Origin of the sequence: Pelomonas sp. CA6 (assembly GCF_022549225.1) — a bacterium.
Taxonomy (GTDB): domain Bacteria; phylum Pseudomonadota; class Gammaproteobacteria; order Burkholderiales; family Burkholderiaceae_C; genus Roseateles.
Genome location: NZ_JAKZFD010000003.1, coordinates 207,688 through 225,765, shown reverse-complemented (window position 1 = coordinate 225,765; position 18,078 = coordinate 207,688). Strand labels below are relative to the sequence as shown.

The window sequence follows — 18,078 nt, the reverse complement described above, 5'->3', positions numbered from 1 at the left end:
TGCTGACCTTCCCTGCCCGCTCAGAACTCGTACGACGCGTTCAGCGACAGATAGCGCCCATAGGCGTTGGCCACGCCGCCACTGACGCCCACGTCGGTGTTGTTGGGGTCCAGCGGCGGCCGGGAGTCGGCGAGGTTGCGCAGCGTGCCGCTCAGGCGCAGGCCCTGGAAGCCCTTGTAGCTCAGCGACAGATCGGCGGTGCGCCAGGCCTTCATGCGGCACAGGTCCCCACGGCCGGCCGCGACCAGGGTGCTGTCGCAGGCATCGCCCGCGCTGAAGCTCTGGAAGCCGCTCTGGTAGTTGCCGCTGAGGCTCATGGACCAGTCGCCCACGCTCAGATTGGCGCTCAGCTGCAGCTTGCTGCGCGGCGACTTGTAAAAGCCCAGCACGTCGACCACGGGCCGCCCCTGCTCGTACTGCTGCTTCTGGCTGAGCATGCGGGTGCCCTTCAGGCTGAGGCGCAGCCGGCCCCAGCTCTCGAGCGAGATGCGCTGGCTCAGCTCGTAGTCCACCCCCGAGGTACGCGACTTGGCCAGGTTCAGGTAGGGCCTGCGGACCTGGTAGACCTGGCCCAGCGCCTCGCCATTGGCCGGCGGCAGGCGCATCACCATGCCGGGGAACATGTCCTCGCGGTTGAGGATCTCCTGGGCGCTCAGGCGGTCCACCTCGCCGCGGCGCTCGATGTACCAGGCGTCCAGCACGATCTCGCTGGAGTCGGTCGGCTCCAGCAGCAGGCCCAGCGTGTAGGAGTCCGACTTCTCGGGCTTCAGCGCGGGATTGGCCAGCGACACGGTGGACAGGCTCAGCGAGCAATGGCTGTTGCTGCTGCTCACCACCGGGCACAGCTTGGGGTCGCGGTAGCCCGAGCTGAACGAGAACACCGACGAGGTGCTGATCTGCGACAGCGACGGCGCGCGAAAGCCATTCGCCCAGGTGCCACGCAGCGCGGCCCCGCGGGCGAGCTTGTACTTGGCGCCCAGCTTGGCGGTCACCGCATGGCCGAAGTCGGAATAGTGCTCCGCGCGCAATGCGGTCTGCGTCTCCAGGCCCTGGATCAGCGGCAGCTGCAGTTCCGCGTAGGCCGCCACCACGTTGCGCGAACCGCTGGCCACGCCAATGCCGCGGCCGATGATGTCGCCGGCCGCGGTGCGCGGGTCGGCGCCGACCTCGAAGCTCTCATGCCTCAGCTCGCCGCCCAGGCCCAGCATGGCCGCGCCGCCGGCCAGCCGCCCCAGCTCGCGCGAGCCGCGCAGGTCCAGCGAGCTGGTGGCCGCCTTGCCCCAGTCGTCCAGGTCCGGCGACATCAGCGCCAGCACCTCGGGGCTGTTGACGCCGCCGAAGCGGTAGCTGCCATCGGCCAGCACCTTGTTGAGGCCGGACAGGCTCAGCCGGCCGGTGAGGGTCTTGGTGTTGCGCTGGCGGTGATGCAGCAGCCCGCCATCGACATCCCAGGCGCCCAGCGTGCTGCTGCCGCTCAGCACCAGGCGGACGTTGTCGGCCTGGGTGTGATAGTCGTAAGGCAGGTCGGCGAAGCGGTAGCGCAGGCCCAGCGCCGTGGGCTTGGTGAACTTGGTCGTGCTGCCGCTGCTGTTGGGCAGGCTGACCGGGTTGCTGGCGGTGGCGAGGCGGGTTGGGTTGTCGGGATGGGTGGGCGGCAGGGCCAGACCCATGAACTGCACGGTGCGGCCCTGGGCGTCGCCCCAGGTGGTGAGCGACTCGCTGCGGCTGGTCGGCGAGTCGGTGTAGTCGTTCCTGACCCGCGAGGCCATCAGCTCGGCGCTGATCACCGTGTCGGCGCCCAGCTGCAGGCTGCCGCGCAGAAAGCCCGAGCCGCGCGTCTGGTCGCCGGTGTACTGGGCGTAGCGGGTGGAGTCCCACAGGCAGCGCGGCGTCGCCACGCTGGAGGAGTACGGCGCCTGGTTCTCGCAGCGGCTGGACAGCATGCCGAGGAAGCTGCCGGAGCTGCCGTTTTTGTAGGTGTAGAGGTTGCCAGGGTAGGACGAGCTGGAGCTGGGCACCAGGCGGTTGTAGAGCGGCCCCAGCAGGTCCTGGCGCACCAGCGAAGGGTTCTCGGCAATGCCCACGCCGTCGCGCCGGTACAGCTCCACGCCGGCCATCAGGTTGTAGCCGTCGCGCGCGATGTCGCCGACGCCCAGCATGCCGTTGGCGGTCTGGTTCTTGAACAGGCCATCGAGCCGCTGCTTGGCATTGAGTTCGACCAGCCGGCCCCGGTAGTCGTTGCGCAGGATGAGGTTGACCACCCCGGCCAGCGCGTCCGAGCCGTACAGCGACGAGGCGCCCGATTTGAGGATCTCCACGCGCTCGACGGCCGACATGGGAATGGCATTGATGTTGAACACCGTGGACTGGCCGCTGTTGGGGTCCACCACGCCGGCCGGCGCCAGACGCCGCCCGTTGATCAGCACCAGCGTGGCCGCCGAGCCCAGCCCGCGCAGGGAGATGCTGGCCGTGCCGGCCGCGAAGCCGCTGCCGGTGCCCATGTCGTCCAGCCCGCCGGCGCCGGTGGACGGGTCCATGCGCAGCAGCTCGTCCAGCGAGGTGGCGCCGCTGCGCAGGATGTCCTCGCGCTTGAGCACGGTCACCGGAGCGGGCGTTTCCGCGTCGGTGCGCTTGATCATGGTGCCGGTGACTTCCACCTTTTCCAGCTTGGCCGCGGTCCCGGGCGGCGACGGCGGGCTGGCGGGGTGGGTGGATTGGGCCTGGGCCGGAAGCATGGCCGCCAGACAGGCCAGCGCGACGAGGTTCAAGGAGGGGTTCATGGGCGACTCCGGGGGTGGAAGGGCCATGGCGGCAAGCCATGCGGGCAAGACAGGGCCTGTCCGCGTCGGCCGCGAGGCCGGCGGAAAGGGCTGACGGGAACGAAGGGGCGGCAGCGGGCCGCCCGGGGGGGACGCTCAGCGCGGCGCGCTGGCGGGCGGGGACTCCGGCTCGGGCGGGACGGAGCGCGGCGCAGTAAGTGCGGCGAGCCGGACCGCCAGCTCGCTGCGCGCCAGCCGCAGGTCCTGCTGGAACTCGGGGTTCCCGTCCAGCTGGGCCACCACCGCCGTGGCCAGTTGCCGTCCCGCCTCGACGTCGCTGGGGAAATGCATGCCGCAAATCACGCGGCTCTCGGCATAGTCCTGGGCCCGCCGCAGCAGCGCGCCGGCCTGCTGCGGCGCGACGCGGGCCAGCACCAGCGCGGTCGTCCAGCCATAGGCCGCATGGCCCGACGGATAGGAGGTGCGCTGGGTGGCATCGGGGTCGGGCTGGGCCCCCTCGGCACGGCCGCAGACCTGGCCCAGCGGCAGGCGCTGGTGCGGGCGCAGGCGGCGGTACTCGTTCTTGGCGGCGAAGGCCGGCCCGCCGACCTGCTTGACCGCCCGGTTGAGCAGGTTCACCAGCTGAGGCAGGTGATCGCGTCCCAGCGTCTGCAGGCCCAGGACGGGGGCGAAACGGTCATAGAGCCAGCGGCCATCAGCCTCCGCCTGCGCGCGCCGCTCGGGCGCCACCTGCTGACGCGCCAGGACCGCCGCCACATCGTCGCGGTCCTGCGCGGACCCCGGTTCCGGTGCCGGCGGCAGCACGGAGCGGTACAGCGCGCTGGCGTCGGCATAGGGCCGCACGGCCTTGTGGCTGGTGGGCGGCGACTCCCACTCCGGCGAGGCGGCATGCGCCAGCGCGCCCAGCAGAAGGCCCAGGCCGGCCAGGCCGGTGCGCAAGAGGAAGAAAGACGGCTTCATGACGACGGAGAATGAGGTGCGATTGCCCGCCATTGTCAATTTGTGCGAAAAAATCGCAAATACAGGCTAACCCGCAGACCCCCGTCCCCGTCCGTCCATGAGCACCAACACCCAAGAGCAGACCCTGCACATCGCGACCCTGCTGCTGCGCCCGCTGATCCGCCTGATGGTGCGCGAGGGCGTGGGGCTCAACGACCTCGTGGAGTTGTCCAAGCGCGTCTACATCGAGCAGGCCACGCAGCAGCTGACGCAGGAGGGCCGGCGCGTCACCGACGCGGCGCTCAGCACCCTCACCGGCGTGCACCGCAAGGACGTCAAGCGCATCGGCACCGAGGCGCCGCTGGACCAGTCCGAGCGTCGCCGCCGCAGCCTGCTGGATCTGGTGATGTCGCTCTGGAGCGGGGATGCCCGCTTTGTCGACGACGAGGGCGCGCCGCGCGCGCTGGAGCGGCGCAGCCAGGCGCGTGAGGCCCTGCGGCCCACCTTCGAGGACCTGATCGAGGAGGTCACCAAGGGCGTGCCACCCAAGGCCTTGCTGGACACCTGGCTGCAGCTGGGCGCGGTCAGCCTGGACGAGCAGGGCCGCGTGTGCTGGGCCGCGCCCGAGCGCGCCGCGGGAGAGGAGCTGCAAAGCCTGGCGCGCAGCGCCGTGATCGCCGCCCACCGGCTGGAGGCGGCCTGGGACCGGCTCTACCACGACCCCGACGCGCATTACCTGTTCTCGGTCCGCGGCGAAGACCTGCTGCCCGAGGATGTGGCACAGCTGCACGCCATGGTGCGGCGCTGGGGCCGGCGCTTCGCCGACCAGCTCAACCGCGAGGTCATCGAAGCCGAGAGCCGAGGGCGCCAGGGCCAGGGGCGTCTGCGCTACAGCTTCGGGATGCAGAGCTACGCGACGGAATCGCCGCTGCAGGCGCCCTCCCCCGCCGCACCGGCCGGCGGCAACCCCGACGCCGGCGATTGAGCGGCACCGCCGCTCAGCGCTTGCCCTGCACCACCTGCAGGTGGCCGCGCGCCTCCTGCCACACATGGATGCCGGTGTGGCCGCGCTTGGCGATGTACATGGCCTCGTCGGCGCGCCGGATCAGATCGGGTGCCGCCATCGTGCCATTGCCGATCGCGATGCCGACGCTGGCGTCGACCGACACCTGCAGCCCCTTGCCCAGCGAGATCTGGCGGCGGATGCGCTCCCGGCAGCGCTGCATCACCTGGATGGCCTCGTTCAGCGTGGGCACGCTGCTCAGCACCAGCGCGAACTCGTCGCCGCCCAGGCGCGCCACCACGTCGTTGCCGCGCACCGTGTCCTGCAGCACCGTGCCCACCTCGCGCAGCACCGCGTCGCCGGCGTCGTGGCCATGCGTGTCGTTGATCAGCTTGAAGCCGTCCAGGTCAATGAAGCAGACCGCCGCGTTGCGGCTGTCGCGCGAGGCATGGGCCAGCACGTCGCTGAGCTTCTCCTCGAACAGACGCCGGTTCGGCAGGCCCGTCAGCGCGTCGCGCAGCGCCAGGTCGTAGGCCGACTCCTCGCTGCGCTTCAGAGCCTCGATGTCGGCCAGCATCCACAGGCTCTCGGTCTCGGAAACCGCCATGCCGCTGACGTCAATCCAGACCGGATCGCCGTTCTTCTTGCGCATCTTGATCTGCGTACGGAAGCGCCGGCCCGCGGCCAGCGCGGCCCCACCGGCGTTGCAGACCTTGTCGTACGACGCATCGTCCAGGTGCAGCTGGCGGGTCGGCGCGCCCTGCAGCTCCGACGGCAGGTAGCCCAGGATCTGATCCAGCGCGCGGTTGTTCCAGGCGATGCTGCGGTCGCGCACGCGCATCATGCCGACCAGGTCGTTGTCCAGCATCAGGTTCTGCTCGCGCGCCAGCTTGAGCGCCGCGATGCGCGCGCGGCGCTCCTGGCCGTGCTTGCGATGGATGTAGAGGGAGAACGCCGCGATCGTCAGCAGGATGACGGCCACCAGCGCGGCCTGAACCAGGGCCTCCCGCCGCCAGGACGCCAGCGCGCTCTGTGTCCCCAGACCGGTGATCGCGATGAGCGGGTAGTCGGGAATGCGGCGGTAGGCCGAGATGCGCTCCTGGCCATCCAGCCCGGTGCGGCCCTCAAATTCTCCATGATCCCGGTTGATCGAGAACTGGCGCACCAAGCCCGGCGACGGATTCACTTCGCCGTAGCCTCGGGCCATGCGGGGTTCGGCCGTGGAAAACCACGAGACCAGGCGCATCGAATCCGTGCGCAGCGCCATCGCGCCCGCATCGCCGAGGTCCAGTGTCCGGAAGCGGTCGGTGAAATGGTCCGAGGTCATCACCGCATACACGACCCCGGCGAACCCGCCGTCCGCGCCCACCAGCCGCCGCGCCAGCACGATGCTCCACTGACCGGTCACCCGGCTCCGCACCGGCTCGGACATGACCATGGTGTCCACATGCCGGGCCTGCTCGAAGTAGGGGCGGTCCCACACCGATGTGGGCGGCTCGTCGCGGCCCAGGCCGACCTGCACCGCCCCATGCGCGTCAGCAGCCCTCAAGGCCATGACCTGAGGCAGCAGCACCCGCTGCTGCGCCACGGCTTCCGCCAGCACCTGCTGCCGCTGCGCCTCCGAGGCCCGGGCATACAGCCCCGCGATCGTGGCCAGGCCGTTGTCGACCAGGCGCAGTTCCGCGCCGACCTCGATGGCCACGCTGTTCGCCAGGTTGTCCGCCGCCTGGCGCGCGAAGGCCTTGTCGGACTCGCGGCTCTCCTTCAGGCTCAGCACCGTCACGATGACCAGGATCGCGGCGACGACAAGATTGCCCAGCACCAGCAGTGGCGCCAGGCGCATCAGGGGCTTGGGCTGATCGGCGAGCTGACGCTCCATCGTGGCGGTCTCCGGCCAGGCTTGGGGCCGGCCCCAGGTACACAGCCCTGGGCCCGGAAGGCACTCGCAAGGACCGGCCGCTTTAAACGACCCACCGGCTTCTTGCAATGGATCAAATCCTAAGTGATAGAAACGATAGTCGATAGTCGGCGGACTTGACCTATTTCACGTTTTGCCCCCGCCCGCGATCGGACCTCGCTCTGGGTCATGAGAGTGCGAAAAATTGCGCGCCCATGCACGGGCCCGGCACGCTGACGGGCACCCGGTCCAAACTGATACAAACAACCGGTCACCCCGGGGCCCTGCACGGACGGGGCCGGCGCGCGGCCCCCCCCTGCCGCGCGCAAAGCCCCTGGGTCGGGCAAGGCATTCATCAAGCAACTAATAATGTTGCATGAAAAGAAACAGCCAGCTCTCCGACATCCTGCATGTGCTGCTGCACATGGCCGAGAACGACCAGCCGAGCACCTCCGAATCCCTGGCCCGGGCCATGCAGACCCATCCCGTGGCGCTGCGCCGGCTGATGACGGGGCTGCGCGAGGCCGGCTTCGTGGCCTCGGCCAAGGGCCATGGCGGGGGCTGGGTGCTGTCGTGCGCGCTGGAGCGCATCACGCTGCGCGACGTGCACGAGGCGCTGGGCGCGCCGGCCCTGGTGTCGCTGGGCTTTCGCGAAGACCGTCCGCAATGCCTGGTGGCGCTGGCGGTCAACGAGGCGCTGGGCGCCGCGGTCCAGGAGGCCGAGGCCGCGCTGCTGCAGCGGCTGGGCCGCGTGACCCTGGCCGCGCTGGCGCAGGACTTCCACCGCCGCATGGCCGCCCAGGGCCAGGGCTGGCATCGACTCGAGGAGCATTCCCATGATGAAGACTGACTTCGCCGTCATCGGCGGCAGCTACGCCGGCCTGTCCGCCGCCTTGCAACTGGCACGGGCGCGCCGCCAGGTGCTGGTGGTCGACGCGGGCCAGCGCCGCAACCGCTTCGTCGACGACGCGGGCGGCCACGCCCATGGCTTCCTGACCCGCGACGGCCAGGCTCCCGCGGCCATCGCCGACGAAGGCCGCCGGCAGCTGCTGCGCTACCCCAGCGTGCGCTGGCTGGACGGCCGCGCCGACGCGGCCCGGGTCGCGGACGATGGCCGGCTGCAATTCGAGGTCGGCGAGCAGACCGTCAGCGCGGCCCGGCTCATCCTCGCCACCGGCGTCCGCGACGAGCTGCCCCCGGTGCCGGGCCTGGCCGAACGCTGGGGGCGCAGCGTCTTCCACTGTCCCTACTGCCACGGCTACGAGTTGGATGCGGGCCCCATCGGCATCGTCGCCGCGTCGCCGCTGGCCCTGCACCACGCGCTGATGCTGCCCGACTGGGGCCCGACCACGCTGTTCACCAACGGCGCCTACATCCCCAGCGACGAGGACCTGGCCGCGCTGTCCGCGCGCGGCACCCGACTCGAGTCCGCGCCCATCGCGCGCATCGATGGCCTGGCCGATGTGTGGCTGGAGGACGGCCGCCGGTTCGCGATGAATGGGCTGTTCACCCAGCCGTATTGCCGGCTGGCCAGCCCGGTCGCACGCCAGCTGGGCTGCGAGATCGAAGAAAGCCCCATGGGCGAGTTCATCAGGGTCGGCGCCGTGCAGGCCACCAGCGTGCCCCACGTGTTCGCCTGTGGGGACGCCGCGCGCGCCGCGGGCAGCGTGGCGCTGGCGGTGGCCGACGGCGTGATGGCGGCGTTTGGCGCGCACCGCTCCACCCTGTTCCCCCAATAGGCCGCGCGGCGGCGCGCCGCGCTCAGCGCACGAAGTCCTGCAAAGTCTGCGCCATGTGCTGGGCAAAGGCGCGCACCCGCGCCGTCTGCGCCGCGCGCCGGTTCATCACCAGCCACAGCGCCTTGCGCGGCACCGCGGTGCAGGTGCCCAGCCGGCACAGCGACGCGTCGCCGGCCGCCAGCTCGTCCGGGATCACGCCGATCCCCACGCCGCTGGCGACCGCCGCCATCAGCGAGGACAGCGTCTGCGTCTGCAGCACCACCGCGCGCGCCCGCGCCGCCAGCCAGCGGCTTTCCTTGAGCCCCTGCAGCTCGCCACCCAGCACCACCGCGTCGCAGCGCGACAGCAGTTCGTTGCCCTGCGCCACCGCGCGCGTGCCGAACTGGGCTCGCGCGCCATACACGCCGAAGTGAATCGTCCCCACCTGCCGCAGCACCAACCCCTGCGACGCCGGCCTCACCGTGCGCAGCGCGATGTCGGCCTCGCCCTTGCTCATGTCCAGCGGCCGGTTGGCGCTGTCCAGTTCGAAACTCACCTTGGGATGCTGCAGCCTGAAGGTCTGGATGGCCTGCACGGCCAGCGGTGCCAGGCCCTCCACCAGCGTCAGCTTGATCAGGCCTTCGAGCGCCTGGTCCGATCCCAGCGCCGCGCGGATCAGCGCCTCGAACTGGAGCGCCACCGGCGTCGCCGCGCCGACCAGGCGCCGCCCGGCATCGGTCAGCAAGGTGCCGCCATAGGTTCGGTGCACCAAGTGCGCGCCCAGGCCCTGCTCCAGGCTGGCGATGCGGCGCGACACCGTCGTCGTGGCCAGCCCCAGCGCGCGGCCCGCGTCGAGCAGCGACCCGTGTTCCGACAACGCGACGAGCAGGCGGATGTCGTCCCAGCTGATGTTTTTCATAAATGCACAACGGCTTTGCAGGCCTTCCATTCTAGGAAGGCCGGCCACTACGCTGCAGCCTTGCATGATGAGACGACTGGACATGAAGAAGACTGCATTTGTCACCGGCGGCGCCGGATTCCTCGGCCGCCACCTGATCGGCGAGCTGCTGCGGCAGGACTGGGAGGTGCACGCGCTGGTTCGCGGCGAGGTGCCGGACTGGATGCGTGGCGAACGCATCACCGTGCGCCAGGGCTCGCTGCAGGACCTGACCACCACCACGGCCGCCATCCCGCGCCGCGCCGACGCGGTGTTCCATGTCGCCGCGGCCACCACCATGTGGATGGGCGACCTGGACCTGCTGCTGCGCGACAACGTGGCCGCCACGCGCACCCTGCTGCGCGCCGCCCTGCAGCGTGAGGCCCGCCGCGTCGTCGCGACCTCCACGCTGGGCCTGTTCCGCACCGACCTGGGCGTGGTCGACGAGCAATCGGAGCTGCGCGGCGACCGCGACCCCAATCCCTATCTGCGCAGCAAGCGCATGGCCGACGACCTGCTCCAGCAAGCGACGCGCGACGGCCTGTTGACCGTCAGCCTGCACCCTTCGCACATGCTGGGCCCCTTCGACAAGGCCGGCTGGATACGGATGTTCGATGACGTCGCGGCCGGCAAGGTCCGCGCGGCACCGGGCGGCCGGGCCTGCTTCAGCCCCGTGCGGGAGGTCGCGCGCGCCCACGTCGCCGCGGCCGAGCACGCGCACCCCGCCGCGCGCTATGTGCTGGCCGGCCCGCAGGCGAGCTACCTGGAGGTCTTCGCGGGCATCGCCGCCCGGCTGAACGCCCGCCCCGTGACCGCCACCGTGCCCGCGCCGTTGTTGAAGGCAGTGGGCCGGCTCTCCGCGCTGTGGTCACAGGTCAGCGGCCGGCGTCCGGCCCTGAACCCCGCGCTCGCGGAGATCCTCACCGGCGACATGCTGGGCGATTCGCGGCTCGCCGAAACTCAGCTGGGCTACCGCGCCGGCGAGCTGGAGGCGATGCTGGATGCAAGCTTCGAGTACTGGGCGGCGAACCAGCGCCCAGTACGCCCTGACGCGCAAGCCGCCTGAAGCGCGCCGCGCGGCACCGCGCCCGCAAGATCACGCCCGCCACCACGCGGGCCCGCGCGATCGGCCCGGCCGGACACGGCATCGAACCGGTGTGCCACGCGCCGCACCCGCCTCCCGCTCAATAGCTGAACTGCAGCTTGGCCCAGACGGTGCGCCCGGGTTCGTTGATGCGCGTGTTGGGCGGGTACAGGTCCATGCCGCTCATGCCGGCGGACTGGCCGGCGCGCGAGAGGTGTTCCGCATAGGCCTTGTCGAGCAGGTTGTCGATGCCCGCCGTCAGCAGGAACTTCTCGTTGAAGCGGTAACCCGCGTTCAGCGACAGCACGCCGAAGCCCGGCGTCGGCCCGAGGTCCTTGCCGTTGGCAACGATGTTGCCCGAGCCCAGGTCGAAGCGGTCCTGCGACGCCACCAGGCGCCACAGCACGCCCAGCGTCAGGCGCTCGTGGCTGTAGTTGCTGCCCAGGCGCAGCTCCAGCGGCGGCTGCTGGGCCAGCGGCTTGTGGTCGGTGCGGTTCTGGCCGTGCACATAGGCCAGGCTGCCGGTGAGGTCCCAGGCCGGGCTCAGCTTGTAGCGCGCATCCAGCTCGCCGCCGTAGGAGGTGGTGTCGACGTTGCGCGTCTGGCCCTTGTCCCAGTTCAACAGGATGTAGTCGGCGCTGCGGCCATAAAAGCCCGAAACGGACAGCTGCAGCGCGCCAACCACCACGCTGGCACCGACATCCAACTGCGTGAGCTTCTCGGGCTTCACCGACAGGAACACGCTGCCGCCGGCCGGGCTCTTGTGCAGGCGCTCCCAGTAGTCGGGGAAGCGCTCGGAATGCCCCAGCCCCGCGTAGACATAGCCGCCGCTGTCGGGCAGCCGCTGCTCGTAGCGGACGAAGCCGCTGCTCAGCGTCCGCTTGTCCGCCTGCCCGCGCGTGGTGTTGACCGGCGAGGTGGCGGCGCTGAAGCCGTCGGGCCGCAGATCCTCGGCATGGTGGCGGTCGACGCGCAGGCCGGCCAGGATCTTGCGCTGTTCGCTCAGCTGCACGCTGGCTTCGCCAAACACCCCGGACTGCCGCGACTTGATGTCGTACTGGCGCGGCAGCGACAGGTAGAGCTGCGTCGCCGCCTGCGCGCTGCCCTTCATCATGGCGCTGCGGTAGCGGTGGTCGTCCTGCTTCGCGTCCACCCCCAGGGTCAGCTCCCACGGACCGGCCGGCGTCAGCGTGACGCTGACGCGCCCGCCCTGCGTCGTGCGGTCGGGGTTCATCGCCGCGTACGACATGGCCGTGCCCGGGTTGGGCCGCAGGCTGTAGTTGTCCATCACATGGTCGGCATGGTTGCGGTAGAGGCGTGCCTCGACGGCCTTCCACAACGACGAGATGCGCTTCTTCTCGAACAGCAGCGAGCTGTTCTCGCGCCGGAACTTGGCGCCGTCCATTCCGCGGTCGGCATAGGCCGCCTCGCCATCGCTCAGGTCGACGGACAGCTCGGCCCGGGTGTCGGCGTCGGGCGTCCAGCCCAGCGCGGCGTGGCTGCTCCAGCGCGTATAGAAGCTATGGATCTCCTTGCCGTTGCCGTCGCGGTAGTTGTCGGCGTCGGCCCGCGTGCCGCCGGCGCGCAGGTAGAAGTCCGGGCTCGCCAGGCCCGCATCCAGCATCTGGTCGTTGCGGCCGAAGCGGGCCAGCGTGAGGCTCGCGTCGGCGCTGACGCGCCAGGCCTGCGGCCGCTGGTAGTCGCGCTCGAACAGCACCACGCCGGCCGACTGGCCCGCGCCGTAACGCACCGACTGCGGTCCCTTGAGGATGCGCACGCGGTCATAGGACTCCGGATAGACATAGGCCGTGGGCGGGTCCATGCGCCCGCCGCAGCCGCCGTACAGCTCCTGCCCGTCGAGCAGGATGCCCAGCCGGGAACCGGCTGCGCCGCGGAACACCGGGTCGCCATCGGTGGCGCCCTTGCGGATCACCGAGAAGCCGGGAATGCTCTTCAGCAGGTCCGCGCCGTCGTGGGCCGGAATGGGCTGGCGCGGCGCCTTGGGGTCGGTGTCGACCTGCAGCGGATCGCTCATGCGCGTCGTCGTCAGGACGACGGGCGCCAGGGTCTGGACGACGACGGGATCGGCGGGGGCCGACACCGCGCTCGAGGCGGCGATGGCCATGGCGATGGCCAGGGCCACGGGCGTGGGATGGGGACGGAAGCTCATGGTTCTCTCGCTCACGGGCGGCCAGGCAGGCAAGGCAAGACCTGGCACGCACGTCGATGCAGGCGCGCCGACATGGCGGGCGCGCCCGTAGAAGATGGAATGGGAGGGAGAAGGAACGGCCGGCGCTGGGGCCGGCCGGATTCAGCCGCGCGGCGGCGCCTGGCTGCCCAGGCCGCGCGCGTTGACGACCGGGCGCAGCCAGACCTCGGCCTGGCCGACGACCGGCGCGTCCTGGCCGGGCGGGCGGTCAAAGCCCAGTCCGCCCCAATGCGGCACCGGGGGCCCACCAATGAGCAGACAGTAATCGCAGGCCGGCCCGCTGGCCGAGTCGCCGCTGGTGCCGTGATGGGCCGGCGCGGCCTCGGCCGGCGATGCCAGGCCGAACGCGCTGGCCGCATGGCAGATGTCGCCCCAGCCCGCCTCGGGCTGGGCCTGGTGGGCCACCACCACCCGGCTGAGCGACGGCATGACCGCCAGCAGCAGCGCGGCCGCCAGCGCCAAGCCGCGCAGCCACGCCGAGGCGCGCAGGCGCTGGTTCAGCGTCCTCATGTCGCGGCGTGCGCGGGCCGCGCCGCGAAAGGCCGGAGGCCTTGCGGAACGGTAACGGAGCGCGCGAAACACGACATGGCCGAAGTGTCGCCTGCGCCGCGCCCCAAGGCCTTGACCTGGATTGCCCCGCGCTCGCTACGCGAACCCGCCGCGCCAGCGCTGGGCGATCTGCAGCCGCGCGGTGGCCGGCCCAGACGGCTCGCTAGGGCGCGCCGCCATCCAGATCTTCCGGCATGAACGCCGGCGCACGGGGCCCGTCCTGGCACCGCGGCAGATGCCACGTCACAACCAGCCAGCATCCGACTCTTCACCTTCCAGGCCAACGAGCAAGCCCGCCGCTTCTACGAACGCCATGGCGACCAGGCGGTGCGCTCTTCCGACGGCAGCGACCACGAGGAGCTCTGCCCGGACATGCTGTATGTGTTTGGCACGCCAGCTCGCCACAGCACAGGGCGCGCTCAGTGGCGAACTGATCCCGCCTTCACAGACTCCGCCGTCCCCTGCTGTGCGCCTTGCACGACATCGACGATGGCGTCCACGATGCCCGGCGCAAGGGGCAAGCCGGGATCGGCATAGCCGGCAAGGTTCGCAGCGCGCGCGCTGCTGTCCATGGTCTTGAGCACGTGGTTGACGTCCGCGAGGACGACGACTCGGGCCGAGGCGTTGGCTCGCCCCAGGCGTTGCGCGTCTTCGACGCTCACCTGCAGATCCTTGTCTCCCTGGATGAGCAGCACGGGCCCACGGTAGGACTGGATGAGCGCCACGGGATCGAGGCGCATGCTGGAGATGAGGAAATCTTGCACGGCCGGAGCGAACAGCCTCTGCAAGGCCGGATGCATGGAAGACACTTCGACGCGGCTGCCGCCTTCCAGCTTCGAGATGGCGCCCTCCGCTTCCGCCAGCAGTGGGGCATTGGCGGGATTGGCCCTGAGTTGCGCGCGCAGGATGTCGCCCAAGCTTCGTCCTGGTGTCGCAACCAGAATGAGGCCGCACAGCCCCTCGGGATTCCGGGCCGCGGCCAGTGCGACCAAGCCTCCCTCGCTGTGGCCCAGCAGCCAGACGCAGGGCTGCCCGGTTTCGCCTTGGATGACCTGGACCCAGGCGCGAACGTCGTTCGCATAGTCGTCGATGCTCACCTTGTTCGCATCCGGGATGGCGCCGCTGCTCGCGAACATCCCCCGCTTGTCGATGCGCACGCTGCTCAGCCCTCGCTGCGCCAGCGCTTCAGCCAAGAGCCGGTAGGGCGCGGCCTTGACGCCCAGCGGGTTGTTGCCATCACGGTCCGTGGGTCCGGAGCCCGGAATGATCAGCACGGCCGGCGCCTGGCGGGCGCTGACGGCATCGGGCGTCAAGAGGGTGCCCTTCAACGGGCCCTGCGGCCCTGGCGCCTGCAGCGCCGTTTCGGCGCAATCGGCAACCTTGGACACCAGCATCAAGGCCAGAAACACCCCTGCGCAAGCCATCTTCATGAGAACTCTCTCCCTGCCCTTTGAGCCCAAGTATCCGCCAGGCCTCCTGCGGCGCGGGCGCGCTCCAGGAGCGCTGGCCGTTTGATGTAGACCGATTTCGACACGGGGCCAGACGGTGGCCATGGGCCTGTAGGTCCGGCACGGGCGCCCCCGCCTACGCTGTGGGACCTGCGGATGACGGGGGCTCGTCCCCGTGCGAGCCAGTCGGCGCGCTGTCACGGGGCATCAGGGGCAGACGCAGCGACACGTCGCTGCCCCCGGAGGGCTGCGAGGCCATGTGAAAGCTGCCGCCCAGGTGCCCCAGGCGTTCCTTCACGGCCCGCAACCCCAGGCGGCCCGCGCCGACCTCGTGCGCGACGGCCGAGGGGTCGATGCCACGTCCGGCGTCCAGCACGTGGATGACCAGGGTCTGCTCGCCCTCGACCGACAGTCGCACGCTGGCGGACGGGGTCTGCGCATGCTTGAAGACATTGATCAGCAGTTCGCGCACGCAGCGGAACACGATGGACGACGCCTCGATGGACAGCGGCTTGGGCTGGCCGTCGTCATGGATCTGCACCTGCAGGCCGTAGTCGTTCTCCAGCTCCTGCGCCAGCCATTCCAGCGCCGGCACCAGACCCAGCTCATACAGGGCCGGCGGTGACAGCTGCTCCGCGAGCGAGCGCGTCGAATGATTGGCGCGCTGGATCAGGTCGGCCAACTCGGTGGCGCGGCGCGCGACCGCCGGGTCGGCATGCTGCTGCAAAACGGTCAGCCGGATCAGCGCGGCGGCGAGCGTCTGGGCCAGATCGTCGTGCAGATCCCGGGCGATCTGCTGGCGCTCGCGGATCTCCACGCGCTCCAGCTCGGCCGTGATGTGGCGGGCCTGTTCGGCCAGTTGATCCCGTTCGCGCGCGGCCTGGGCGGCGTACTGCAGAGCGCGCGCCAGGGTTTCGATCTCGGCAATACCTGACCCCACGGGTGCCGGGTCGTAATGCCCCCGGGCGATGCCGTCGGCGGTGTCCGCCAGCTGCTTGATGGGGCGGGCGATGCGCCGACTCAGCAGAACCGCCACCGTACCGGCCAGCAACAGCCCGCACAGACCCAGCGCCGCGGAGGTCCGGAGCGTGCGCCACACCGGTTCCTCCACTTCCGAGGCGAGCACCCCCATGCCTATCGTCCAACCGCTGTCCGGCAATCGGCGATAGGCCGCGTAGATTGCGTCACCTTCCAACGTCGTCGTCCGCGCCAGCCCCTCCGGGGCCTCGGCCAGGGATTCGATGTACTTCGCATGCGCGCGCTGCCCCAGCCACCGTTCAGCATCGCGGTTGCGGGCGATGACGATGAAATCGCGCCCGACAATGGACGCGGTGGCGGTGTGCAGATAAGGATTGACCGACTCGAGCAAGACATTGAAGGTGGCCGGCCGCAGGGCCGCGCCGACGACATAGAGCGGCGTTCCGGGCTGCCGCAGCAGCGGCACCGCCACCGTCACGTTTTGGCTGCCGGAGACTCGCCCCACGATGAGCCCGGACACCGTCCATCGTCCGCTGCGCAGGGCCTCGGCGACATAGGGCCGGTCCGCCAGAGAGGGCAGCTGCGCGCCCAGCGGCGCGAGCAAGTTCATGAGCTGGCGCCCGTGGGCATCCGCCAGCCACACTGTGTACCAGGGCAGCTGGGCCGCGGCGGCTCGAGCCTCTTCGTAGAAGCCGGCAAGGTCGCCCGCGGCCAACCTGGGCGATGCGGCAAGCACATCCAGTGCCGCCACGCTGCGCAGCAGCTCATGCTCCACCGAAGTGGCGAGCACCCGCGACGTGTTGGTCAGCCCCGCTTCGACCGCGGCCCGCTGCCGGGCCGCGCTGTCCATGGCCTGGACCATCGCGAGCAGCAAAGCCGGGACCGCAACGCCCATGACAAGGGCGAGCAGGTAAAGACGAAGAGGACGCTTCGGCATGTTGAAGCGATATGTAGACGCCCGGCTCGAAAAGGTCTTGATGGAAATCAAGCCAAGCAAACATGGGCGGAACGCAGGCTCCGGCTCGGCCTGTTGTCAGGCCATGGGGGCCAGCAGAGCAGATCGCGCGGCCCGCGGAGAACGCGGAGCACACGCAGCCGCTCCGTGCCTTGCGGCGTGGAAGACGAATGAAGGAGCAAAGGGGCGCATGACCAAAGCGGCGCCTGGGCCGGCCTCGCCCACCGCTTCGCCCCGGGTAGGGCGTCCGCCACAAGGCCCAGGGCCTGGGACTTGGACAAACCCGTCAGCGGACCATCGGTGGTCATGAAGGGATCGATGTGCAAGCGCATGACGATCCATTGGGTCAGAACCTCGATCAGGGCATGGGCGATGAGGGAGGCTCCGGGTGCACGCAAGGGTCATCGAAGAAGATGGTGCTCGGCCAGCCGGACCTGCCCGAGGACGTCGGGCAGATGGAGCCGCGCCGCGTCCCGAGGCGAACCTCTGGGCCCATGCGCAAGGCATTGAAGTCCCGGGTTGCATGCGCCCCTGATCGGCTTGGCCCCGACTCAAGCTGCAAGACGAATCACCACCGTCCCCAGGATCTTCCCGGCCGCTGCTTCGCGGTAGGCGTCCTGGGCTTGGTCGAAGTCAAAGATGCGACCGATCGGCGGCCTGACCGCATGCGCGTCGATGAACTCGAGCATGTCGCGATAGGCATTGGCGCTGCCGACCGCCGTTCCGCGGATCGAAGCGCCCTTCATCATCAGCGAAATGAAGTCCGGCGCGGCCTGCGCGTGTTGATACAGCCCCATGAGAGCGATCTCGCCGCCCGGCGCCAGCGCAGCGATGCACTGGTCCAATACGCCGCTGCCGGCGGCGTTGACCACGCGATCGAACCCACCCCAGCGCTCGGCCGCGACCGAGCCCCAGTCCGGCTGCGTCCGGTAGTTGATGACGTCGCAAACGCCAAGCGACAGCAGTCGATCCGTCTTGCTGTCCTGGCTGGTGGTGGCGACGACCTGGGCGCCGGCGGCCACGGCGAGGAGCGAGGCGAACAGGGCCACGGAGCCGGTTCCTGTCACCAGCACCTTGTCACCCTTGGCGAGTGCCCTCCTGTAGGGACGATCGCCGTTCAACGCCGACCAGGCCGTGAGGGCGGCACAGGGCAAGGTCGCGGCTTCCTCAAAGGACAGTGTGCGGGGCATGCGGACCACACGCGCCGCGTCGAGGACAACAGATTGCGCCAGAACGCCCGGCTCCCCCGCATGAGAGCCAAGCCCCCAGCCAAGGCCTGGCCTTGGTGGGCCGTCGGGCCAGCCGTTGAAATAGATGCTCGTGACCTTGTCGCCAATGGCCCAGGCATCGACGCCCGGGCCGACGGCTTCGACCACGCCAGCGCCGTCGGCCAGGGGCACAAAGTCCGCCGCCGCGACGCCGTACTGGCCGCTCAGCAGCAGCTGGTCACGCGCATTCAGCGAGACCGCCTTCATCCCGACCCGGATCTGACCGGGCCCGGGTTGCGGAGTGGGGACCTTTTCCTTGACCAGGCTTTCCAGCGACTTCGCCCCGGCCTTGACGATCCAACGTTCCATGTTC

13 protein-coding genes are annotated in these 18,078 nt (G+C 70.2%); 4 read left to right on the top strand and 9 right to left on the bottom strand.

Going from position 1 to position 18,078, the window contains the following annotated elements; all coding sequences use genetic code 11:
* Positions 1–20: 20 nt before the first annotated feature.
* Both LZ017_RS07010 and LZ017_RS07005 read right to left on the bottom strand, forming a co-directional pair.
* Positions 21–2,780 (bottom strand): TonB-dependent siderophore receptor, encoded by a 2,760-nt coding sequence (locus LZ017_RS07010; RefSeq protein ID WP_241395890.1) that lies wholly within the window; start codon positions 2,778–2,780, stop codon positions 21–23.
* 135 nt (positions 2,781–2,915) lie between these two features.
* Positions 2,916–3,740, bottom strand: coding sequence for a phosphatase PAP2 family protein (locus LZ017_RS07005; RefSeq protein WP_241395889.1), 825 nt, complete (start codon positions 3,738–3,740; stop codon positions 2,916–2,918).
* A 97-nt stretch (positions 3,741–3,837) separates the two neighbouring features.
* Here LZ017_RS07005 and LZ017_RS07000 point away from each other — a divergent pair, with 97 nt between their 5' ends.
* Positions 3,838–4,704 carry a DUF6502 family protein gene (locus tag LZ017_RS07000; RefSeq protein ID WP_241395888.1) on the top strand — a complete coding sequence of 289 codons (867 nt, stop codon included), beginning with the start codon at positions 3,838–3,840 and terminating at the stop codon, positions 4,702–4,704.
* Between the two features lie 13 nt (positions 4,705–4,717).
* Here LZ017_RS07000 and LZ017_RS06995 read toward each other — a convergent pair whose 3' ends face one another.
* The gene (locus LZ017_RS06995; RefSeq protein WP_241395887.1) at positions 4,718–6,601 is read right to left on the bottom strand and encodes a diguanylate cyclase; all 1,884 of its coding nucleotides are present in this window, start codon (positions 6,599–6,601) and stop codon (positions 4,718–4,720) included.
* A 394-nt stretch (positions 6,602–6,995) separates the two neighbouring features.
* Here LZ017_RS06995 and LZ017_RS06990 point away from each other — a divergent pair, with 394 nt between their 5' ends.
* Positions 6,996–7,469 (top strand): Rrf2 family transcriptional regulator, encoded by a 474-nt coding sequence (locus LZ017_RS06990; RefSeq protein WP_241395886.1) that lies wholly within the window; start codon positions 6,996–6,998, stop codon positions 7,467–7,469.
* Positions 7,456–8,358, top strand: a complete 903-nt coding sequence (locus LZ017_RS06985) for an NAD(P)/FAD-dependent oxidoreductase (protein ID WP_241395885.1) — start codon at positions 7,456–7,458, stop codon at positions 8,356–8,358. The genes LZ017_RS06990 and LZ017_RS06985 overlap by 14 nt, the downstream gene beginning before the upstream one ends.
* A gap of 22 nt (positions 8,359–8,380) precedes the next feature.
* Here LZ017_RS06985 and LZ017_RS06980 read toward each other — a convergent pair whose 3' ends face one another.
* A complete protein-coding gene (locus tag LZ017_RS06980; RefSeq protein ID WP_241395884.1) occupies positions 8,381–9,256 on the bottom strand; it encodes a LysR family transcriptional regulator in 876 nt (291 codons plus the stop codon).
* A gap of 82 nt (positions 9,257–9,338) precedes the next feature.
* On the opposite strand from LZ017_RS06980, the gene LZ017_RS06975 reads away from it, so the two are divergent.
* Positions 9,339–10,340, top strand: a complete 1,002-nt coding sequence (locus LZ017_RS06975; RefSeq protein WP_241395883.1) for an NAD-dependent epimerase/dehydratase family protein — start codon at positions 9,339–9,341, stop codon at positions 10,338–10,340.
* Between the two features lie 118 nt (positions 10,341–10,458).
* On the opposite strand, the gene LZ017_RS06970 is transcribed toward LZ017_RS06975, so the two are convergent.
* The 5 genes from LZ017_RS06970 to LZ017_RS06950 all read right to left on the bottom strand — a co-directional run bounded on the left by LZ017_RS06970 (position 10,459) and on the right by LZ017_RS06950 (position 18,074).
* Positions 10,459–12,528: a TonB-dependent copper receptor gene (locus tag LZ017_RS06970; protein WP_241395882.1), complete on the bottom strand. Its 2,070-nt coding sequence runs from the start codon at positions 12,526–12,528 to the stop codon at positions 10,459–10,461.
* A gap of 141 nt (positions 12,529–12,669) precedes the next feature.
* Positions 12,670–13,077, bottom strand: a complete 408-nt coding sequence (locus LZ017_RS06965; protein ID WP_241395881.1) for a DUF2946 family protein — start codon at positions 13,075–13,077, stop codon at positions 12,670–12,672.
* Between the two features lie 458 nt (positions 13,078–13,535).
* Positions 13,536–14,546 (bottom strand): alpha/beta hydrolase, encoded by a 1,011-nt coding sequence (locus LZ017_RS06960; RefSeq protein WP_241395880.1) that lies wholly within the window; start codon positions 14,544–14,546, stop codon positions 13,536–13,538.
* Positions 14,547–14,700: 154 nt separating this feature from the next.
* Positions 14,701–16,530, bottom strand: a complete 1,830-nt coding sequence (locus LZ017_RS06955) for an ATP-binding protein (RefSeq protein ID WP_241395879.1) — start codon at positions 16,528–16,530, stop codon at positions 14,701–14,703.
* Between the two features lie 518 nt (positions 16,531–17,048).
* Complete coding sequence (locus tag LZ017_RS06950; RefSeq protein ID WP_241395878.1) at positions 17,049–18,074, bottom strand: NAD(P)-dependent alcohol dehydrogenase; 1,026 nt, start codon at positions 18,072–18,074, stop codon at positions 17,049–17,051.
* Between the last annotated feature and the right edge of the window lie 4 nt (positions 18,075–18,078).

Bases quoted from the DNA above. Each gene is read 5' to 3' on its own strand.
- LZ017_RS07010 (WP_241395890.1), bottom strand. From the start codon at position 2,780: ATGAACCCCTCCTTGAACCTCGTCGCGCTGGCCTGTCTGGCGGCCATG.
- LZ017_RS07005 (WP_241395889.1), bottom strand. From the start codon at position 3,740: ATGAAGCCGTCTTTCTTCCTCTTGCGCACCGGCCTGGCCGGCCTGGGC.
- LZ017_RS07000 (WP_241395888.1), top strand. From the start codon at position 3,838: ATGAGCACCAACACCCAAGAGCAGACCCTGCACATCGCGACCCTGCTG.
- LZ017_RS06995 (WP_241395887.1), bottom strand. From the start codon at position 6,601: ATGGAGCGTCAGCTCGCCGATCAGCCCAAGCCCCTGATGCGCCTGGCG.
- LZ017_RS06990 (WP_241395886.1), top strand. From the start codon at position 6,996: ATGAAAAGAAACAGCCAGCTCTCCGACATCCTGCATGTGCTGCTGCAC.
- LZ017_RS06985 (WP_241395885.1), top strand. From the start codon at position 7,456: ATGATGAAGACTGACTTCGCCGTCATCGGCGGCAGCTACGCCGGCCTG.
- LZ017_RS06980 (WP_241395884.1), bottom strand. From the start codon at position 9,256: ATGAAAAACATCAGCTGGGACGACATCCGCCTGCTCGTCGCGTTGTCG.
- LZ017_RS06975 (WP_241395883.1), top strand. From the start codon at position 9,339: ATGAAGAAGACTGCATTTGTCACCGGCGGCGCCGGATTCCTCGGCCGC.
- LZ017_RS06970 (WP_241395882.1), bottom strand. From the start codon at position 12,528: ATGAGCTTCCGTCCCCATCCCACGCCCGTGGCCCTGGCCATCGCCATG.
- LZ017_RS06965 (WP_241395881.1), bottom strand. From the start codon at position 13,077: ATGAGGACGCTGAACCAGCGCCTGCGCGCCTCGGCGTGGCTGCGCGGC.
- LZ017_RS06960 (WP_241395880.1), bottom strand. From the start codon at position 14,546: ATGAAGATGGCTTGCGCAGGGGTGTTTCTGGCCTTGATGCTGGTGTCC.
- LZ017_RS06950 (WP_241395878.1), bottom strand. From the start codon at position 18,074: ATGGAACGTTGGATCGTCAAGGCCGGGGCGAAGTCGCTGGAAAGCCTG.